This is a genomic window from Paludibaculum fermentans, from assembly GCF_051172195.1.
In the GTDB taxonomy this organism is placed as follows: Bacteria; Acidobacteriota; Terriglobia; order Bryobacterales; family Bryobacteraceae; genus Paludibaculum; species Paludibaculum fermentans_A.
In genome coordinates, this window is sequence record NZ_JBPJAQ010000001.1 from 4,060,965 (window position 1) to 4,080,721 (window position 19,757).

Genomic DNA, 19,757 nt, shown 5'->3' on the forward strand with positions numbered 1-19,757 from the left:
CATGAGGAGTATCAATGCCTGAGGAAATCAATAAGAGCGTCGATACGCGCTCCTCGGCGGCCTCCGGGCCCGCCCTGGTGCACGACGACACAACGGCCAAATGGTTCCTGATCAGTTCCATCGCCTACTTCTTCATCGTCGGGATCATCGCCGTCACCATTGCAGCCAAGTTCGTCTGGCCCAGCCTGTTGGGGACGGTGCAATACCTCACCTACGGCCGCCTGCGCCCGCTGCACGTCAACGGCATGCTGTTCGGCTGGCTGCTGGCCGCCGATATGGGCCTCTCGTTCTTCATGGTGCCCCGGCTCTGTGCCGTTAAACTGTGGAGCGAGAAGCTCGGCATCGCTACCGCCATACTCTGGAACGCCATCATCCTGGGGGCGGTCGTTTCCCTCCTCATGGGCTGGACCCAGGGCCTGGAGTACGCGGAACTGCCCCTGCCGCTCGACGTCGCCGTCGTCGTGGCCTGGATCATGTTCGGCGTGAATATCTTCATGACGGTCGCCTCCCGCAAGTACGACCAGATGTACGTCTCCATCTGGTACATCATGGGCACCATCCTCTGGACCGCCTTCGTCTACCTCACGGGCAACTTCGCCGTCCTCTTCGCCACCGGCACCAACCAGGCCAACCTCAACTGGATGTACGTCCACAACGCCGTGGGCCTCATCTTCACGCCCGTCGGCCTCGCCATCGCCTACTACTTCATTCCGAAGGCTTCCAATACACCGCTCTACAGCCACAAGCTCTCCATGATCGGGTTCTGGTCGCTGGCCTTCGTCTATGTCTGGACCGGCGCCCACCACATGCTCCACGGACCCATCTCCCAGTGGCTGCAGACCATCTCCATCGCCTTCTCCGTCATGCTCCTCATCCCGGTCTGGGCCGTGGTCTACAACTTCTTCGCCACCATGAAGGGCCAGTGGCATCAGCTCAAGGACAACGTCCCCCTGAAATTCCTTATGTCGGGCGTCGTCTTCTACCTGCTCACCTGCTTCCAGGGACCCATGCACAGCCTGCGTACTGTGAATGCCATCGTCTCCAAGACCGATTGGATCCCCGGTCACGCCCACATGGCCGTCCTCGGGGCCTTCAGCTTCTTCGCCATCGCCGGTTGCTACCAGATGATCCCCAGGGTCTTTAAGACCACCATCTTCTCCGAGGCGCTAGCCAACTGGAGCTTCTGGTTCCTCATGTTCGGCGGCCTCGGCTTCTTCGTCACCCTGTGGCTCGGCGGCTTCTGGCAGGGCTGGCAGTGGAACAACCCCTCCATTCCCTTCATCGACACCGTCATCGCGCTGAAGCCTGTCTGGATTGTCCGGTTCTTCTCCGGCATCCTCATGTTCCTCGGCATCGTCAGCTTCGGCTACAACATCATGGCAACCATCCTCGGGGCGAAGGACCGGCCCGCGGCCGCTTAGTCCGCAAGGAGCAACGAATATGCTAAGAAAAGCGGATTCCAATTTCGGCTTCGCCATCGGCGCCGCGCTAGTCTTCTTCTTCATCGGCGGCACTCTCACCACCATCGTTCCGCCGCTGGTCGACAAGACCTGGGGCAAGGCGTTCGAGAACACCGATCCCGCCAAGGGCCCCACGGGCAAGCTCAAACCCTATACCGAAGTCGAGCTCAAGGGCCGCGCCGTCTACGTGCGCGAAGGCTGCTGGTACTGCCACACCCAACAGACCCGCACCCTCCTCGCCGACACCAAACGCTCCGGCTGGAAGGGCGTCGACTCGCCCATCTCCACCCCCGACGAGTTCGTCTACGACACGCCCCACATGTTCGGCACCAAACGCACCGGCCCCGACATCTCCCGCGTCGGCGGCAAGTACGACAGCCAGTGGCATCGCACCCACTTCCGCAATCCCCGCGACCTCGTGCCAGGTTCCATCATGCCGCCCTTCCCCTGGATCGCCGAGAATCCCGAGGAACTGCGCGCCCTCACCGCCTACCTCCAAACCCTCGGCCGTTCCAAGAACTGGCGGCCTGACAACGACTTCGAGAAATAGAGGCGCGATATGAGAGATTACGTCTATCCCAGCATCTACTTCTCATACTTCCTCTTCGCCCTGCTGGCCGGCGGTGCGCTCTACTTCTTCGTGAAGTCGCTCAAACACGGCTATCTCAGCGGAAACACCGAAGAGCCCAAGTACAGAATGCTCCACGACGACGAACAGCCGGAGGTTCGCAAATGAGTGATAAGAAGAACGAGCTCAAGGAATACGCCGGCGGCTGGATTACGGAACGCCAGGGCACCGAAGTGCCCGGCTTCCTCAAGGTCGCCTTCCCCATCATCGGCCTCGGCTGCGTGTCCTACTTCATCTTCTTCATGAACGGCGAGGTCAATCACGAAGACCGCGGTCCGCTTGTCCAGAAGATGAATCAGGCCACCACCTCGGCCGACGGCCTGATGTATTTCGTCGCCGCCCTGGCGCTGATCTTCGTCGTCACGGTCGTGCTCTTCGCCATTCGCAAGTCCGATCACCACGAGTAAGTTGGTATGAACAACGGCTTCTACCAGATTCGGGTTCCTGACCCGACTGACTACTGGGTGGAGATGGTGAAATGCCGCCATGCCTGCCCCGTGCACACCGACGCGTGCGGCTACGTCAATGCCATCGCGGAGGGCCGCTACGAAGACGGTTATCGCATCGCCCGCGCCACCAACCCGTTCGCGTCCATTTGCGGACGCGTTTGTGGCGCCCCCTGCGAAGCCAACTGCCGCCGCGGCGACCTCGATGAACCCGTGGCCATTCGCGCCCTCAAACGCTTCGTCACCACGCAGTTCGGTCCCGAAACCGGCGACTACGCCATGCACCGGGATGCCTGCAACAAAGCCATGCTGCCGCCCAACCGCGGCGATTACGAACGCATCGCTGTCGTCGGCGCTGGCGTCTCCGGCCTCACCGTCGCCCACGACCTCGCCCAGATCGGCTACAAGGTCACTGTCTTTGAAGCCGACTCCGAACCCGGCGGCATGCTCACCGTCGGCGTCCCCATCTTTCGCCTGCCACGCGACCTCGTGCGCCACGAGATCCAGGCCATCCTCTCGCTCGGCGTCGACCTGAAGTGCAATATGCGGCTCGGCCGCGACTTCACCATCCAGAGCCTCCGCCAGGATGGCTTCCGCTCCATCTTCCTCGGCATCGGCCTGCCTAAGGGCCGCCGCCTCCAACTCCCCGGCGGGGAAACCGAAGGCGTCTACGACGGCATGGACTTCCTCCGCGCCTTCAACGCCGGCACTCCTCTCCCGCTCGGCAAACGCATCGTCGTCATCGGTGGCGGCAACGTAGCCTACGATGTCGCCCGTTCCGCCGTCCGCCCCTTCGAAGCTATGCAGAAGGGCGAGGCCCTCGCTGAAATGGAGCGTGGCGAACAGGTCGCCTACGACGTGGCCCGCTCCGCCCTCCGCATGAGCGGCGACAAAGAAGTTCACGTCGTCTGCCTGGAGTCCCGCGCCGAAATGCCCGCCGACGAGATCGAAGTCGAAGAAGGCGCCGAGGAAGGCATCCGCCTCCACAACAGCCGCGGCCCCCGCGAAGTGCTCAGCGAGAACGGCCGCGTCACCGCACTCCGCGTCGTCACCTGCACCTCGGTCTTCAATGCCGAGGGGCGCTTCAGCCCAACCTTCGATGAAGCTCAGGTCGAGGACATCCCCGTCGACACCGTCCTCTTTGCCATTGGCCAGACCTCCGATCTCTCGTTCCTCGCGCCCGAAGACGGCGTCGAGAGCGACCGCGGCCTCATTAAGGTGAACCGCGAAACCTACCAGACCACGGCCCCCGATGTCTTCGCCTGCGGCGATATCGCCCACGGCCCGCGTCTCTTTATCGATGCCATCGCCTCGGCCCAGATCGCTGCCCGGTCCATGCACGACTTCCTCCGTGGCACCCGCACCGATATTGCCCTGCGAAAGAATTGGAAGCCGGCCACTTACGCCATGGCGGAAGGCTGGCAACGCTTCGAGCGCGCCAATCCGCCTGCGCTCGAAAGCAGCAGGCGCGCCTCCTCGATGGAGATCGTGGAGGAGGTTTACCCCGAGCAGGAGGCGCGCCATCAGGCCGCCCGCTGCCTGCGCTGCAACGTCAACACCATCTTCGACACCTCCATCTGCGTCGCCTGCAACGGCTGCGTCGATGTCTGTCCGGAAAACCTCATCCGCCTCGTCGGCCTCAGCCAGCTCATCTCCGATCCCAACTATCTGGAAATGGCCGCCGATGCCCTGCTCGTCCCGCCGGAGAAGGTCAAAGACCTGCCCGCCGAGGATCTCGACGCCCTGGGCGGCGTAATGATGAAGGATGAAACCACCTGCATCCGCTGTGCCATGTGTGCCAGCCGCTGTCCCACACACGCCATCACGATGAAGCACTTTGAGTTCTACCGCGAGTGCGTCTCCGTACCTGTGCAGAACTCGAAGATCCTGTACACAAGATGAACCCCCTCGACCTGGCAGTGCCCCTTGGCTTCGGAATCGTCTCCAGCCTCCACTGCTCGCAGATGTGCGGTCCCATCGTCCTGTCTTATTCACTTTCGGGGGGAGGACGGCCGGCGTCTCATGTGCTTTACAACGCCGGCCGTATCCTGACTTACGCCCTGCTCGGCGCCCTTGCCGGAACTGCCGGCAACGCTGTCGGACTGCTCGGCCGCCTCGCCGGCTTCGAACGCACAACGGCCCTCGTCGCCGGCGCCCTCATGATCCTCGCCGGCATCCTCATGTCTCCGCTCATCCCCAGGTCCGGCCTCGTCCGCATCGAACGCTTCGGCATCAGCCGCTACTTCAATCGCTTCCTCGGCCCGCTCTTCCGCTCCCCTCGGCCCCTCGCCCGGCTCGCCCTGGGAGCCATCATGGGCTTCCTGCCCTGCGGCCTCCTCTATGCCGCCGTCCTCCAGGCGGCCGCCACTGGATCCGCGCTCCACGGTGCTTTGTCCATGGCCGCTTTCGGCCTCGGCACCGCCGGCTGCCTGCTCGCCATCGGCCTCTTCTCCACCAGCATCGGAGCGCGCCTGGGCCGCTGGAACCTCCTCCTCCCCGCCATCAGCATGGTCATCATGGGCGTCTTCCTGCTGTGGCGAGGCCTCATGCCCGGTCCTGCAATGTCGATGGGCAACTGCCATGGCCACTCCTGAAACCTCAAGCCGGCCGACCAAATCCTGCGGCCACAATACCAATCCGCCGCCTCCGCGGCCCCACTATCACCGGGTCCGCAAACTCGTTCACCTCACCTGCTTCCTCATCTTCGTCCTGCTGCCGTTCTTCAACGTGATGCGCTTCGACATCCCCCGTCAGCGCTTCTACTTCGCCGGTTACGAACTCCTCATCAGTGAATTCGGCATCATCTTCTTCGCGCTCATGTTCCTGATGTTCGTCATCGTCGTATCCTCGGTGGTCTATGGGCGCATCTACTGCGGCTATATGTGCCCGCAGATGATCTTCAGTGAAGCCAGCCTCGAAACCGAATCGTGGATCAAACGCAAGGTCACCAAGTACCTCATCAAATGGCCCGCCGCTCGCCGCAACCTCCTCGCACGCGGCCTCTTCTACGCCGCCGTCGGCTTGGCCAGCGTCTTCCTGTCCTTCATCTTCATCTCGTACTTCGTTACGCCCTCCGATCTCATCCGCCGCCTGGCTAGCCTCGACATGCACACCGCCGGCGGCATCTCCGGAGCCGTCGTCACCCTCATCACCTTCCTCGACTTCACCCTGCTCCGCCAACGCTTCTGCACCACCGTCTGCCCCTACGGCTACCTCCAGGGCATGCTCGGCGACGGCAATACCCTCCTCGTTACCTATCGCGACGAGAACCAGGAATGCATCGAATGCAAGAAGTGCGTGCGCGACTGCCTGATGGGCATCGACATCCGCAAATCGCCCTACCAGATCGAATGCGTCCATTGCGGCGAATGCATCGACTCCTGCGCCGACATCCTCGGCAAGCTCGGTAAACCGGGCCTCATCCACTACACCTGGGGCGAAACCGGCAACGTCGTCGAGAACGAAACCGCCTGGTATCGCAAACTCGGCATCCGCGACTCCAAACGTGTCGTCGTCCTACTCGTCACCCTCTTCTACCTCTCCGGGCTCTACGTCGCGCTCTCCATGCGTCGCACCATCCTTGTGCAACTCCAGCCCGTCCGCACCAGCATGTTCCGCCTCGGCAGCGACGGTACCGTCTACAACACCTTCCGCGTCAAGCTGTCCAACCGTGGCTCCAGCGACGCCAGCGTCGCCTTCTGGCTCGAAGGCCTGCCTTCCGGCGCCCTCACCCTGCAACCCAGCCCCGTGCCCCTCAAGGCCGGCGAGACTATCGACCGTCAGTTCGAGGTCGCTGTCCGGCCCTTTGCCGGAGCCAACGAAGTGAACCGCTTCCGGATCCTCGCCTCCACCGGCGAAAAGGATCCAGAGGTGTTCGAAGAAACCTTCCTCATGCCACAGGAGAAGAAGTCCCAGTGACCCCGAAACCAACTCGTTCCGCCTGGCCTTTTCTATCCAAGTTCCTCGGCTTCATCGTCGTCCTCTTCATCGGGATCCTCATCGGCGCCTATCTCATCTCCCGCCAGGTCGACCCCGTCATCCTCGATGACCACGGCAACTACCGCTCCGGCGGGCATGGCTCGGCCCGCTGATGAACTGCGATCTCTGCGGCCTCCCAGCAGGCCCGCAGCCGCTCAGCCTCCAGGTCGCCGGCACTCACCGCGCCTTCTGCTGCCAGGGCTGTCTCAACGTCTATACGATCCTCGCCGAGAGCGGAGTCATCGCCCGCGGTGAGGACTTCCGCAGCAGTGAGGTCTACCGCGAAAGCCTCCGCCTCGGCCTCATCTCGAATAGCCAGGCCGCCCGCGTCGAGATTCCCGAGGGCGCCGAAACCCGCGAATCCACCTACCAGCTCTCGGGCCTCTGGTGCTCCTCCTGCGGCTGGCTCATCGAGCACGCCCTCGCTTCCGAACACGGCATCGTCTCCGCCAACGTCCTCTTTGCCTCCGACCTGCTAAAGGTCCGCTACTGCCCGCAATACCTGCCGCCCGGCCGCATCACCAGCCGCGTCCAGGCCCTCGGCTACAACGCCTCCGAATACTCCGGAGAGACTGATCGCGACCGCGGCGAAAAACGCGACCTCCTCCTCCGCATCGGCATCGCCGCCTTCCTCTGGATGAACGTCATGCTCCTCAGCCTGGTGATCTACGCCAGCTACTGGGAGAACATCTCCGACGCCGCGCGCCGCATCGTGCCCCTCGCCCTGGCCGGCCTCACCCTGCCCGCCGTCTTCTACTCCGCCTGGCCCATCCTCCGTGTCGCCTTCCTCGGCCTCAGGGCGTTCACCCTCCGCATGGAGGCCCTCCTCGCCCTCGGCATCCTCGCCGCCTTCGGCTACAGTTGCGCACAGGCCGTCGCCGGCGGCCGCCACTTCTACTTCGACACCGCCTGCGCCATCATCACCTTGGTCCTGCTCGGCAAACTCCTTGAACGCGGAGCCAAAGAGCGCACCACCCAGGCCATCACCGCCCTCTACCGCATGATGCCCAGCAAGGCCCGAATCTTCAACGAGGGCCGCGAATCCTTCGTCTCCATCGAAGCCCTCCAGCCCGGCTCCCTCTTCGTCGTCAAAGCCGGCGAACGCATCCCCGCCGATGGCACCGTCGTCGATGGTGAGTCCGATGTCGACGAATCCATCCTCACCGGCGAGTCCGCGCCCCGTCCCAAGACGCCCGGCGTGAACGTCATCGCCGGCAGCCTCAACGGCGGAAGCGTCCTCCGCATCCGCGCTCTCCGCACCGCCGGCGACAGCACCCTCCACCACATCATCCGCTCCGTGGAACAGGCCATGGCCAGCCGCGCTCCCATTGAACGCACCGTCGATAAGGTCGCCCGCGTCTTCGTGCCCGTCACCATCGCCATCGCCCTCATGACCCTCACCGGCTGGCTGCTGGCCGGCGCCACCCTCTCCGACGCCCTCATGCGCGCTATCGCCGTCCTCGTCATCGCCTGCCCCTGCGCCCTCGGCATCGCCACACCCCTCGCCATCACCGCCGCCGTCGGAGCCGCCTCCCGCCGCGGCATCCTCATCCGCGACGCTGCCGTCCTCGAACAAATCGGCAACATCGACGTCCTCGTCCTCGACAAAACCGGCACCGTCACCGAAGGCGACTTCAATGTCCTCGACTGCCTGCCGGCCAACCTCCCCTTCGGTCCCCTGGCCGCCCTCGAAACTCTCTCCGAACACCCTCTGGCTCGCGCCGTCGTCCGCCGCGCCGGTCCTGCTCCACTGCCCACCGCGACACAGGTCCAAGTCCACAAGGGCCACGGCATCAGCGGTCAGGTCCATGGCCAAGCTCTCTCCATCGGCAATCGTGCCCTCATCGCCAGCCAGTGCATCCCCGACGTCCTCAACCATTTCGCCCAACACTGGGAAGCCACCGGAGCCACCGTAGCCTTCGTCTCCGAAAACAACCAGGTCACCGCCGCCATCGCCTTCGGCGACCGTATTCGTGCCGATGCCCGCGAGACCCTCCTCAATCTCCAGCAGCACAACATCGCCACCCTGCTGCTCTCCGGTGACGCCGTGGAAACCACCCAATGGGTCGCCTCCGCCATCGGAGCCGGCAGCTTCCGCGGAGCCGTCCTTCCCGACGGCAAGAAGGCCCTCATCGACGAAATGAAAGCCCAGGGCCGCAAAGTCGCCATGATCGGCGATGGCGTCAACGACGCACCAGCCCTCGCCGCCGCCGACCTCGGCATCGCCCTCGGCTCAGGAGCCGACCTCGCCATGCAGGCCGCCCCCGTCGTCCTCATGTCCAACTCCCTCGCCCATCTCTCCGTCGTCTTCGAAATCGCCCGCGCCACGCTCCGCGTCGTCCGCCAGAACCTCTTCTGGGCCTTCTTCTACAACGCCGCCGGCATCACCCTCGCCATCACTGGAGTCCTCAACCCCATCCTCGCCGCCGCAGCCATGGTCCTCTCCAGCCTCTGCGTCATCGGTAACTCGTTCCGCCTCCGCAACGCCATCGCTCACGACTGACCCTCACTTGCTCCGCCCGCCCGCCCGGGCATAGCATCAGGACACGAGAGCCATGTCCCACCCACTGCGCCTTGCGCTCCTTCTCCCCATGGCCCTCTGGGCCGCCGCCCCCACCATCCAGTGGCAGCGCCTCACCAGTCGTCTTGGCGAGCTTCCCGTGCCCGGTCCCTCCATTGAGCAAACCGGAGCCCTGCCCGTCCGCATCGATCCCCAGGCCGGCACCGACTTCGTCATCAGTTGCCGCAAAACCGCCCCCGCCCTCACCTGGTTCCGCCACACCCCGCAAGGCTGGACCCGCTACGTCCTCGAAAGCGAGTTCCTCCCCGTCGAAGCGGGCGGCGCAGCCTACGACATCGATGGTGATGGTGATCTCGACCTCGTCTTCGGAGCCGACTACCAGGGCCGCCAGGTCTGGTGGTGGGAGAATCCCGCGCCCGCGTTCGATCCCGACGTCTCCTGGAAACGCCACATCATCAAGGACAGCGGAGCCAACCAGCACCACGACCAGATCTTCGCCGACATCAAAGGCACCGGCCGCGCCCAGCTCATCTTCTGGAACCAGAAGGCCAAGACCCTCTTCCTCGCCGAAATCCCCAACAACCCGCGCGACAGCGGCCCCTGGATCCTTGAGACCGTCTACTCCGGTCTGGCAGGTGAGGGAGGAGCCAACGCCGCAGCCTACGCAGAAGGTGTCGACGCGGCCGATATCGATGGTGACGGCCATCCCGACATCCTCGCCGGCAACTATTGGTTCAAATACCAGGGGGCAGGGAAGTTCCTCCCCATCCGCATCGGCAATATCGGCGGGCGCATCCGGGCCGGCAAGTTCATGCGCGGCAAGACGCCGCAGGTCGTCATCGCCCCCGGCGACGGCAGCGGCCCCCTCAAAATCTACGAGTGCCACGGCAACCCCGCCCAGACAGATTCCTGGAGCAGCCGTACCCTCCTCCCCCGCGACATGGTCCACGGCCATACCCTCGACATCGGCGATATCAACGGCGACGGCAAGCTCGACATCTTCGCCGCCGAGATGGCCAAGTGGAGCAATCAGCCCATCGAATCGGACAACCGCGACGCGCGAGCCTGGATCCTCTACGGCGACGGCAAGGGCGGCTTCGAGGTCACTGTCTTCAAAACCGGAGACGGCTGGCACGAGGGCAAGCTCGGCGACTTCGACAACGACGGCGACCTCGACATCCTCAACAAGCCGTACACCTGGCAAACCCCGCGCCTCGACCTCTGGCTCAACAACGGCACCGGCCTCAAAAAGCGCTAGCCCGTCACGGCCGTCCCAGATCGAGAACCTGCTGCCGGAACTGTGGCTCTTTCCGCATCAGCTCCAGATACCGGATCTCCTCCGGAGCCGCCTTGGCCTTCTCCAGTGCCCGCGGCAGCTTCGGCGCCGTGCCATCCGCCGTCCTCAGCCCCATGCGCCGCAGTTGGAACTGATCCCAATCCCCCGCCTCATGCCCGGGCAGCTCATACACCATCGCAGCCGCCACCAGCCGCTTCAGCGTCTCCACCGGAGTCCGGTACCGCGCATCTCTCTTGATCCGGGCCTCTTCCTTCGCGATCAAAGCCCCAATCGCCGCATCCGTCGATCGATACCCCAGCTTTCGGTAAAACCAGAACGCCCCCGACTCCAAACCTTCCGGATTCTCGTGCCCCACCTGGTACGGGTCCAGCACGAACGTCGTCACACCCAGCATCTGGTGGCACGCCTGCAGCACCTTCGTATACAGGTAAGCCGTCTCACCCGCCCGGAACGTGTAGTAGAGGTTGAACCCCGCCTCCATCCGCTCAAACAACGACAGCCCCTCGAAATACCCCACAGGCACGCCGTTCTTCCACAGCGACATCGAATGGCACGCCCGCAGCGGCAGCCTGTGAGCCGGCAGCACGCTCGAGAAATAGAACTTCAGCCCGCGCCCGCCGTCGATCTCGTACACATGCCGCGGATCGCCCCAGGTGAATCCATGCAACTCCCGGTACCGCACCGCCGACGTGTCGCGCGCCAGCGCCAGCATCACCGCCCCCAAAGCCCGCGGCAGCTTCCGCACAGCCAGCGCCGGCAGCTTCGGAATCGCATCCAACGACACATCCTTCCGTGTCAGATACGGCTCAGTGTGCAGGAACAACTCACGCCCCGGCAGCCGCATCAACGTCCGCGTCGCCGTGGATACCCCGAAATTCCAGCGCAGCGGCAACTGCAGCGCGTCATACCGCTCCGCCCGCTGCCGCGACCCCCGCCACCGCGCCTCAATCGCCTCCACTAACCAGGCCAGGTCCGATCGCGTCCCCGCCGCCGCATGCACCCAATCGCGGTACGGGACATGCGCCTCCACCAGCGCATCCTCCGCCGACAGCGGCAGCAACTGTGGCAGCAGCCGACCCAGCGGGTCCCGGCAGTCATACGCGTCCCACTCGATATCCACCGCGTCGCCGTGCGCCCTCAATAGATGCCGCGCCACTCCATAGCTGAAGACCGCTGTGATGCCCGATCCGGCAATCCCGCAGGTGTCGTACTCCTCCAGCGGCGTCAGGTCCCGCCCGCTGGCTCGCAACGCCTCCACCTGCCCCGCGATTTGCGACAATTGCCGGTCCGCCGCAAGTGCTTCCTTTTCAGACCCCGGATAGGCCCTCTGGAACAGCAACTCCTCGTGACGGCGGGCTAATGCTTTCGGTCCCGCACTGCGCATAGTGTGCTAGTGTAGCGCGCCGTTCGCGCCGGCAGCAGCCTCCCACGCTAGACGTTCTTCGGCAATTCGTAGCCCTTTCGCCTCGGCCGCGCCAGCTTCCGCGAAGCCTCCGCGTCGTCAACGAACTGCTCCTTCAGCGGATCCCACTTCAGCTTCCGGCCCAACTCCCTGCACACATTCGTGAGATGGCACACGCTGGTCGACCGGTGCCCCGCCTCCACCCACGCGTTGGGCTGCTTCCGCGTCCGGATGCAATCAAAGAAATTGGCGATATGGAAGCTGTTCTCGCCCGGCCCTTCCACCGTATCGGGCGGCGCGTCCTTCAATAGCCCCGGATCCGCCACCAGCGTCCCGCGCTTGATCTCCAGCGTCCCTTTCTCGCCCACAAAGATCGCACCCAAATCAGAATGATCGGGCCGCGGCTTCCCGTTCATCTTCAATACCGTCCCCGACGCGTACTTCATCATCACCGCCGGCCGTTCGCCCTCGCCTTCCAGCCAGATCTCCACCGGCCCCGTCGTATCCGTGCCCAGCGCGCACTGCACCTGGTCCAGCGCATGCGTACCCCATCCGCTCACGCCCCAGCTCTGCCCGCCGCCGTCGTAATCCCAATACCACGCCCACCGCCCGCGCAGCTCTTCATGAAATGGCCGCAGTTCGGTCTGGTTGCACCATAGATCCCAATCCAGTCCGGCGGGCACTGGCTGCTCAGGACGCGCCGTCCACGCCTTCGGCGGCTCGAAGTTGCAGGCGATCACCTCCCGCACCTTCCCCAAGCCGCCCTCCCTAATGAACTTGCTGGCCCACGCGTTGATCGGAATCGACCGCTGCTGCGTACCCGTCTGCAGCACCCGTTTGTACCGCTCCACCGCCCGCACCAACAGTTGTCCCTCTTCCACCGTCAACGTCAGCGGCTTCTCCGCATACACGTCTAACCCCAACTGCATCGCCTGCAGCGCAATCAATGCCCGCGCATGCGTCGTAGTCTCAATGAAGACCGCGTCCAGCTTCTCTTGCTCCAGCAGCTTCCGGTAGTCCTGATACTTCGCAACCTGTGCGAACTCCGGCTTCAGCGCCGCCGCCTTGTCGCACTGCGGCAGGAAACAATCCGCCATCGCGACAATCTCCGCGCCCGGAAACTTCTCGTTCTCCAGCAGCCAGCGCGCCCGCCCGCCCAGTCCGATAAAGCCAATTCGTAAAAGATCATTCGCCCCGAATATCCGAGATGATGACAAGGCTGTCGCGAGAAAGAGCCGGCGGTTCATATGGTCCAAACCCTATCCATCCGGCTGCGCGGTGTCAAGCAGCAGGCCGCGGCGCAACGTCCACGGCCCTGCATCCCCACCGGCCCTACCAGTTCGAAACGGTCCCGTCCGGCAGGTACATCAACTCATCGCGCCACGCCACCTTCGTCTTAGCTGCCTTCTCTACCTCCGCCCAATTCACCCGGATCCCCAGCCCCGGACCCTCCGGCACCGTCAGGTGTCCGTCCGCATCCACCTCAAACATCGGCCAGTCGCGCTCGTCCAGATACCGCAGCCATGGATCCACTTCGCCCGTCGCCCCACTAGCGTTGTAGTGAATCCCCTTCGACCACTCCAGAATCCACCCCGCCCGGCATTGCACCACCACATGCAGGCACGCCATGAACGCAATCGGCGACAGCGGACAGTGCGGAGCCAGCGCGATCCCATTCGCCTCCGCCAGCGCCCCCACCTCCGCGGTATTCGAAATCCCCCCAATATGCACGACATCCGGCTGCAGGATGTGCGCGCCGCGTGCCGCCACCACATCGCTGAATTCCGCCACCGTACACATCCGCTCGCCCGTCGCGATCGGCACATGCGTGATGCCCGCAACCTCCGGCAGCCAGCGGTTGTAGTCCGGCCGCACCGGTTCCTCATAGAACAACGGCTTGGCGAACTCCAGTTCCTTGGCCAGCTTCCGCGCCATCGGCACGTTGCAGCGCCCGTGGAAATCGAAAGCGATCTCCACCTCCGGCCCCACCGCCTCCCTCACCGCCTCCGCGCGCGCCACCGCCGCCCGGATCCCGCCGTAAGTATCAATCGCGGCCAGCGGCGGGCAGGCATTCATCTTGATCGCCCGTGCCCCTTCCGCCACCACCTTTGCCGCTTCTTCTGCCGCCGCCCCCGGAGCGTTATTGTTGCCCCCAGCCCACCGGTAGACCTTCACCCGGTCGCGTACCTTGCCGCCCAGCAGCTTGTGAATCGGCTGGCCCACCGCCTTGCCCGCCAGGTCCCATAGCGCGATCTCGATCCCGCCCAGCGCACTCATATAATGAGCGCCGCCGTGGTAGAAGTTCCGGTCGTACGCCCCGCGGATCAACCGCTTGATCTCGCCTGCGTCCCGCCCTGTAAATTCTTCGGCAAACTGCCGCACCGCCGCCTCGGCGCTGCCAATCTGCCCCTCCACCGTGTACTCGCCAAATCCCTCGGCGCCATCCTTCGTCACCACGCGCAGCAGCCCCCACCTGGGAGCAACCTGGGCCGTATCAATGCGTTCGATAATCATGCGTCCTAAATTGTACGTGAACCCACGCCCCAGTGCGGTCCCCACTCCACCCCACGCAACTCACTATCACTCGCTGAGCGGCGCCCAGGCACCGGTAACCCGAAGAAAGGCCTATTTTCATTTGATGCGGAATTGTCTATACTGATTCTTTGCAAGTGAGTTGCGAATACCAACTTCAGTCCGGCTCGGACCCGCGACACCCGGCCTGAAGCCCGCTGGCAAGAAAGAGAGCCCGTCATGAACGCACAGGCGAAGTGTGTCTACACCCTTTTGCTCCTCCCCATATTGCTCCCCGCCCAATCCGCAGAGGTGCACGGCGTCGTTCACCTCCGGGGCGGACTCGGAGTTTCCGCCGCCAAAGTCACTGCCGAATGCTCCGGTGCTTCCACCTCCACCGACGAGCGCGGCGCCTTCACCCTCCCCCAGGTGACACCCACTTGCCGTTTGCTCATCTCCGCCGACGGTTTTCAGTCCACTTCCACTTCTGTCGCTGACACCGCCACGCCTCTCGACATCGAGCTCGCAATCGACCCGCTCCGCCAGACCGTCACCGTGCTCGACTCCAGCCCGCTCGTCAACACGAACCCCGAAATCTCCACCGCCATCGATACCCGCACTCTTTCCGAACTGCCTTCCTCCATCCGCGACATCAACCGCTTCGCCATGCTCGACCCGCGCGTCCGCAACACCGGCTCCCTCGGCACCGACGGCATCTACGGCACCCGCCTCACCATCAACGGCCAGCTCTTCCGCTTCACCCAATACCAGATGGATGGCCTCTCCAACTACGAACCCGCTCTCGGCAACGGCCCCCAGCAGGTTCTCTCCATCGCCTCCGTCGCTGAGTATAAGGTCCTCGTGAACCAGTACAGCGCCGAGTACGGCCGCTCCAGCGCCGGCGTCATCTCCGCCATCACCCGCACCGGCGGCGATGCCTGGCATGGCGAGTCCTTCTACTTCCTCCGCCCCAGCGGCATCCAGGCCGCGCCCCCCGTCTCCACCTTCCGCCTGCCCAACGAACGCCATATGTGGGGCGCCGCCGCCGGTGGACCCGTCACCCCCACCTTTCACATCTTTGCCAGTGTCGAAGGTAACCAGCAGACTCGCGGCGCCTTCATCCAGTCCCCCGCGCCCACCTTCTACCCCGGCCATCAGAAACAGTGGTTCGGCCTCGTCAATATGGATAAGCGTTTAAGCGACACCCAGTCGGTCTACCTCCGCCTCAATGCCCATAGCTCCGTCGGCGACAATTCCAACGATGCCGTCGGCGGCTTCGTCCAGCCCAGCGCCGCCCGTCGCGACTCCGGCCAGAACTACGGCTTCCAGGCCACCCATCGCTGGATCATGTCGCCCACCCGCGTCAACGAACTCCGCATCGGCTCCTCCAAGAGCGTGCCCCTCTCTTACTACGCACTCAATCCCCAGACCCAGATCGTCCGCCCGTCCTATTCCACCGAAGGCCTCTCCGACTACTTCGATTCGCGCGTCCTCACCTGGCAGGCCAACGACCTCTACACCTGGCAGCTCGGCCGCCACCAGCTCCGCCTGGGCGGCGACTTCATCCGCAATAAGTTCCGCGATATCTCCACCAGCCTGCACGGCAGCTACCGCATGGCCGCCGGAGCCCCGCGCCCCGGTGAGACGCCCGTCCAGTTCACACAGACCTTCGGCGGCGCACCCGTCCGCTACGGCGACACCCTCGCCTCCGCCTTCGTCCAGGACGACTGGCGCCTCCGTCCCCGCATCACCCTCAACCTCGGCCTGCGCTACGACTACCAATCCACCACCGGCGACCTCAACAACGTCGCCCCTCGCTTCGGCTTCGCCTGGGATGTCTTCGGTACCGGCCGCACCGTCGTCCGTGGCGGAGCCGGCCTCTACTACGACCAGATGTTCCTCCAGGTCGTCCGCGGAGCCTTGCAGCAGGGGCCCGCGTCGCAACAGGCCACTTACACCCTCCCTTACGGCGTGGCTGGCTTCCCCACATTCCCCAATTCCCTCACCGCCCCGCCCACCGGCGCCGGTGACCGCCGCGCCCTCGCCGTCTTCCCCGGGAACCGCCTGAACCCCTACACCGGCCAGTTCTCCTTCGGCCTGCAGCAGGTGCTCGGCCGCGACTGGACCCTCTCCATGAACGTCAGCCACATGCTCAGCCGCAAACAGCAACGTGTGCTCGACATCAACGCGCCCACCCAGTTCCTCCGTACCGCCGCCGGACAGCGCCGCACTGCCGCGGCCGCCGACGCCACCCGGCCTTACGCCACCTACGAGGGCATCCCGGTCCGCACCGTCGGCGTCTTTGAGAACACCGGCAGCAGCCGCTACACCGCCTTCGACGCCCAACTCTCCAAGCGCTTCACCCGCCGCTTCCAGATGAACGCCCACTACCTCTACAGCTCCTCCATCACCTACGTCTTCTTCACCGGCGGAGCCAACACAGGCGTGCCCTCCGACTGGAGCAATCGCGGCATCGACGAACGCGGCCCCAACGACTACTTCCAGCGCCACCGCTTCACCGCCCAGGGCATCTACGAACTGCCTCACGGCTTTCAGCTCAGCGCCTTCCTCATCGCCGCCTCCGGGCTGCCCGTCAACCCGCTCACCGGCGTCGACAACAACGGCGACGGCAACGTGCTCGACCGGCCTGTCGGCCTGGGCCGCAACAGCTATCGAGCCCCCTACCAGAACACCGTCGACGTCTCCCTCCTCAAGCGCATCTCCATCACGGAAAGAGTCCGCGCGGAACTGCGCGTCGAAGGCACCAACCTGCTCAACCGCTCCAACTACCTGAAGGTCAACGCGACCTACGGTGACACAGCGCTCCCCCTGGCCACCTTCCTCCAGCCCGTGGCCGGCCTTGCCAACAGCGACCCCGCCCGTCAGTTGCAAGTGGGTGTCCGCTTCATCTTCTAGTCATGAGCGCGTTCAACCGGTTGTTGCATCAGCCCCGCCAATCCGTCCTGCGCAAGGTACTGTTCCAGGTCCACCTCTGGGTGGGCCTGGGCTTCGGTCTCTACATGCTCGCCATGGGCATCACCGGCTCCACGCTGGTCTTCGCCGACGAACTCGAAGGCTGGCTCCATCCCGGGATTCAACACGTCCAGCCGCATGAGGGATCACCGGCGTCCGCCTCCCAGTTGTTCACCGCCGCCCGCCGTGCCTTCCCGGAACGCCAGCCCACAGCTCTCTACGCCCCCACCGCGGATCGCCCCACCCCCGTCGTCTACATGAAGCAGGGCGACGAAGTCCTGCACGCCTATTTCCACCCCGTCACCGGTGAACTGGTCGGCTCCACCACTCCATCCACTTCGCTAGTCCGCTGGCTGCAGGATCTCCACTTCAACCTCTTCTCCGGCCGCACCGGGCGCACCGTGAACTCGGTCGGCGGCCTCCTCCTCTTCCTGCTCTGCCTCTCCGGTCTCTTCGTCTGGTGGCCGGGCATGAGCCGCTGGACCACCGCCCTCACCATCGACTTCCGCCGCAACTGGCGCCGTGTCAACTTCGACCTGCACTCCGCCGCCGGTTTCTGGACCGCCGCCGTCCTCGCCATGTGGGCCCTCACTGGCGCCTACTTCGGCTTCTCCCAGCAGGTCAACGCCTTCATTAACCGCCTATCGCCAGTGAGTTCCCTGGCCATACCCGAATCCAGGCCGGCCCCCGCCAAAACCAAGCCCAACCTGGAAACAATGGTCGCCGAGGCGGCCCGCCTCGCCCCCCAAAGCCATTTCTTCGGACTGCAACTGCCCGCCGGCAAGCGCTCCACCTACATCGTCTTCATGGCGCGGAACGAACCCGGCACAAAGCAGAACTGCGACTACCTCTACTTCGACCGTTCATCCGGAGCCCACCTCGGCACCTGGCGCCGCGGCCTCAGCGCCTCCGCCGGAGACGAAATCATCCGCTGGATCGTGCCACTCCACTTCGGCCTGGTCGGCGGACTGCCTGTCCGGATCCTCTGGACACTCCTCGGGCTCACGCCGGCCCTGCTCTTCGTCACCGGTGTCGTGATGTGGTCGAACCGCGTCCTGCGGCGCAAACTCGTCTCGGCCCGTCAGCGCGCCGTAGTCGTGCCCGGCGCCGCGAAGCCCTTCGAGGCATCGTCCAGCACCAGCACCCAGTCGCTGCTGAAGCCTTCCGACGGCGGCACGAACTCCGCTTCCCCGCTGTTCTGAACCGTGCCCGCATCCTCGGCCGAGCCATTGCGCGGGTTGTACCACCACGCCTTCACGCTCGTGCCCGAAATCTTGCCCATCCGGACCTTGAGCTTCCGCCCCTGCGCGCTGTAGAACATCGCATACCCGTCGCCCCGAGTCGCCGCAATGTGATCCGCCCCTTCCAGTGCATCCACCAGCAGCGACTGGTCCGGCACCCGCGAAAGATACGGACGCGACTCCAGCAACGTCCGGACATACTGCATCTGCGCCCCGCCGGGCCGCAGCACCGCTTGCTCCCAATACATCAGGGGACCATTTACCCTCTTCCGGCCCGGTTGGAAAAACTGCCAGATCGCATGGTTCCCATACGTGTGCCCGCAGGCCCCCGAGAACGTGTCCCAGTAAGCGTATTGCCGCACATGCGCGTCCAGCGAATACCCAAACTCCTTGGCCCGGAACGCCAGCGGATGATCCTCATACAGCGGCTCCCCATCCAGCACCGGCTTCACCGGCGTCCGGTTGTAGTCCGCCGCCACCTTCTCCCACGACTTCGCGACTCCGGGAATCCCGTGCCCGTCCTGCTGCATGTTGAAGTCCAGCCACTGGTCGTTATGGAACTCCGTCGACGAAGTCTGTCCGCCCCGTGGATGGAATGTCATCAGCACCGCGTCGTAGTCCTCCTTGCCGCTCACCCCAATCGCGATCCCTTTCGCCAGCGCCCGCCACGTCGCCTCCACCCCGGCCGGATTCCGGTCCCCGCCCAACACCCAGATGATGCCCTTCTGCCCATACCGCTTCCCCAGGAACTCGCCATACCCCTGCGCATTCTGCGGCGTGATATAGGCATGGTCCCGAGTCCCGCCCTCCCGCGTCCAACTGCCCCACGTCGGCAGCAGCGCGATGTACATCCCCCGTGCATTGGCCTGGTCGACAATGTAGTCGACGTGATCCCAGTAGTCATACTGCTTCGGATCACCCGGCTTGTTCCCAGGTGTCACTGCCGGTTTCAAAGGGTCGGTATCGATCAGCGGCAATTTCCCATATGCATTGGGCTCCGTGATGCCATACTCTTCCGCCAGCGCCACCGCCTGGATCGCAGTGAACTTCTGCTGCGCCCGCACGTCCAGGTAGCGCACCGCCTGCTCACGATCCAGGCGATGGAAAAGCTCCCATGCCGTGTCGGCCAAATAGAAATACGGATGCCCGTCCTCCGTCACCAGGAAGCGCTTGTTCTCGCTCACTTTCAGGCGCGGCAAACCTTTTCTGGGCGCCGCGGCCGATAGCGCTGCCGTCAAATTCATCACCATCAGGATTGCTATGAAACGCATATCGTATAACTCTCTCGGCGGCCATCATA

Annotated in this window: 15 protein-coding genes and 1 pseudogene; 12 read left to right on the plus strand and 4 right to left on the minus strand. The window is 64.3% G+C overall.

Annotation, left to right across the window (positions count from 1 at the left end):
- Positions 1 to 14 precede the first annotated feature (14 nt).
- The 10 genes from ACR9Y2_RS16460 to ACR9Y2_RS16505 are packed head-to-tail and all read left to right on the plus strand — an operon-like array spanning position 15 to position 10,291.
- The gene (locus ACR9Y2_RS16460; RefSeq protein WP_435042519.1) at positions 15 to 1,421 is read left to right on the plus strand and encodes a cbb3-type cytochrome c oxidase subunit I; all 1,407 of its coding nucleotides are present in this window, start codon (positions 15 to 17) and stop codon (positions 1,419 to 1,421) included.
- A gap of 19 nt (positions 1,422 to 1,440) precedes the next feature.
- Positions 1,441 to 2,010, plus strand: a complete 570-nt coding sequence (locus ACR9Y2_RS16465; RefSeq protein WP_435042521.1) for a cbb3-type cytochrome c oxidase subunit II — start codon at positions 1,441 to 1,443, stop codon at positions 2,008 to 2,010.
- Between the two features lie 9 nt (positions 2,011 to 2,019).
- Complete coding sequence (locus tag ACR9Y2_RS16470; protein WP_435042522.1) at positions 2,020 to 2,196, plus strand: cbb3-type cytochrome oxidase assembly protein; 177 nt, start codon at positions 2,020 to 2,022, stop codon at positions 2,194 to 2,196.
- Positions 2,193 to 2,495 (plus strand): hypothetical protein, encoded by a 303-nt coding sequence (locus tag ACR9Y2_RS16475; protein WP_321472308.1) that lies wholly within the window; start codon positions 2,193 to 2,195, stop codon positions 2,493 to 2,495. Before ACR9Y2_RS16470 ends, ACR9Y2_RS16475 begins: the two co-directional genes overlap by 4 nt.
- A gap of 6 nt (positions 2,496 to 2,501) precedes the next feature.
- Complete coding sequence (locus ACR9Y2_RS16480; RefSeq protein WP_435042525.1) at positions 2,502 to 4,436, plus strand: FAD-dependent oxidoreductase; 1,935 nt, start codon at positions 2,502 to 2,504, stop codon at positions 4,434 to 4,436.
- Positions 4,433 to 5,128, plus strand: a complete 696-nt coding sequence (locus tag ACR9Y2_RS16485) for a sulfite exporter TauE/SafE family protein (RefSeq protein ID WP_435042527.1) — start codon at positions 4,433 to 4,435, stop codon at positions 5,126 to 5,128. The genes ACR9Y2_RS16480 and ACR9Y2_RS16485 overlap by 4 nt, the downstream gene beginning before the upstream one ends.
- Positions 5,115 to 6,452, plus strand: a complete 1,338-nt coding sequence (locus ACR9Y2_RS16490; protein WP_435042529.1) for a 4Fe-4S dicluster domain-containing protein — start codon at positions 5,115 to 5,117, stop codon at positions 6,450 to 6,452. The genes ACR9Y2_RS16485 and ACR9Y2_RS16490 overlap by 14 nt, the downstream gene beginning before the upstream one ends.
- Positions 6,449 to 6,625 (plus strand): hypothetical protein, encoded by a 177-nt coding sequence (locus ACR9Y2_RS16495; protein ID WP_435042531.1) that lies wholly within the window; start codon positions 6,449 to 6,451, stop codon positions 6,623 to 6,625. Before ACR9Y2_RS16490 ends, ACR9Y2_RS16495 begins: the two co-directional genes overlap by 4 nt.
- Positions 6,625 to 9,015, plus strand: a complete 2,391-nt coding sequence (locus ACR9Y2_RS16500; protein ID WP_435042533.1) for a heavy metal translocating P-type ATPase — start codon at positions 6,625 to 6,627, stop codon at positions 9,013 to 9,015. Before ACR9Y2_RS16495 ends, ACR9Y2_RS16500 begins: the two co-directional genes overlap by 1 nt.
- 52 nt (positions 9,016 to 9,067) lie before the next feature.
- Positions 9,068 to 10,291: a hypothetical protein gene (locus ACR9Y2_RS16505; protein ID WP_435042535.1), complete on the plus strand. Its 1,224-nt coding sequence runs from the start codon at positions 9,068 to 9,070 to the stop codon at positions 10,289 to 10,291.
- A 4-nt stretch (positions 10,292 to 10,295) separates the two neighbouring features.
- Here ACR9Y2_RS16505 and ACR9Y2_RS16510 read toward each other — a convergent pair whose 3' ends face one another.
- The 3 genes from ACR9Y2_RS16510 to dgoD all read right to left on the minus strand — a co-directional run bounded on the left by ACR9Y2_RS16510 (position 10,296) and on the right by dgoD (position 14,246).
- Positions 10,296 to 11,714: a hypothetical protein gene (locus ACR9Y2_RS16510; protein ID WP_435042537.1), complete on the minus strand. Its 1,419-nt coding sequence runs from the start codon at positions 11,712 to 11,714 to the stop codon at positions 10,296 to 10,298.
- Between the two features lie 47 nt (positions 11,715 to 11,761).
- On the minus strand, positions 11,762 to 12,979 hold the full coding sequence (locus ACR9Y2_RS16515) for a Gfo/Idh/MocA family protein (RefSeq protein ID WP_435042539.1): 1,218 nt from the start codon (positions 12,977 to 12,979) through the stop codon (positions 11,762 to 11,764).
- A gap of 85 nt (positions 12,980 to 13,064) precedes the next feature.
- Positions 13,065 to 14,246 carry a galactonate dehydratase gene (gene dgoD, locus ACR9Y2_RS16520; RefSeq protein WP_435042541.1) on the minus strand — a complete coding sequence of 394 codons (1,182 nt, stop codon included), beginning with the start codon at positions 14,244 to 14,246 and terminating at the stop codon, positions 13,065 to 13,067.
- Positions 14,247 to 14,483: 237 nt separating this feature from the next.
- Between dgoD and ACR9Y2_RS16525 the strand changes: the two genes are divergently transcribed.
- Both ACR9Y2_RS16525 and ACR9Y2_RS16530 read left to right on the plus strand, forming a co-directional pair.
- Entirely contained in the window at positions 14,484 to 17,159 is a 2,676-nt protein-coding gene (locus tag ACR9Y2_RS16525) for a TonB-dependent receptor (protein ID WP_435042543.1), read from the plus strand.
- A 2-nt stretch (positions 17,160 to 17,161) separates the two neighbouring features.
- Positions 17,162 to 18,256: pseudogene (locus tag ACR9Y2_RS16530) on the plus strand (PepSY-associated TM helix domain-containing protein); the annotation flags it as partial.
- Between the two features lie 41 nt (positions 18,257 to 18,297).
- Here the strand turns inward: ACR9Y2_RS16530 and ACR9Y2_RS16535 are convergent.
- Positions 18,298 to 19,728, minus strand: a complete 1,431-nt coding sequence (locus tag ACR9Y2_RS16535) for a glycoside hydrolase family 140 protein (RefSeq protein ID WP_435042545.1) — start codon at positions 19,726 to 19,728, stop codon at positions 18,298 to 18,300.
- Positions 19,729 to 19,757 lie beyond the last annotated feature (29 nt).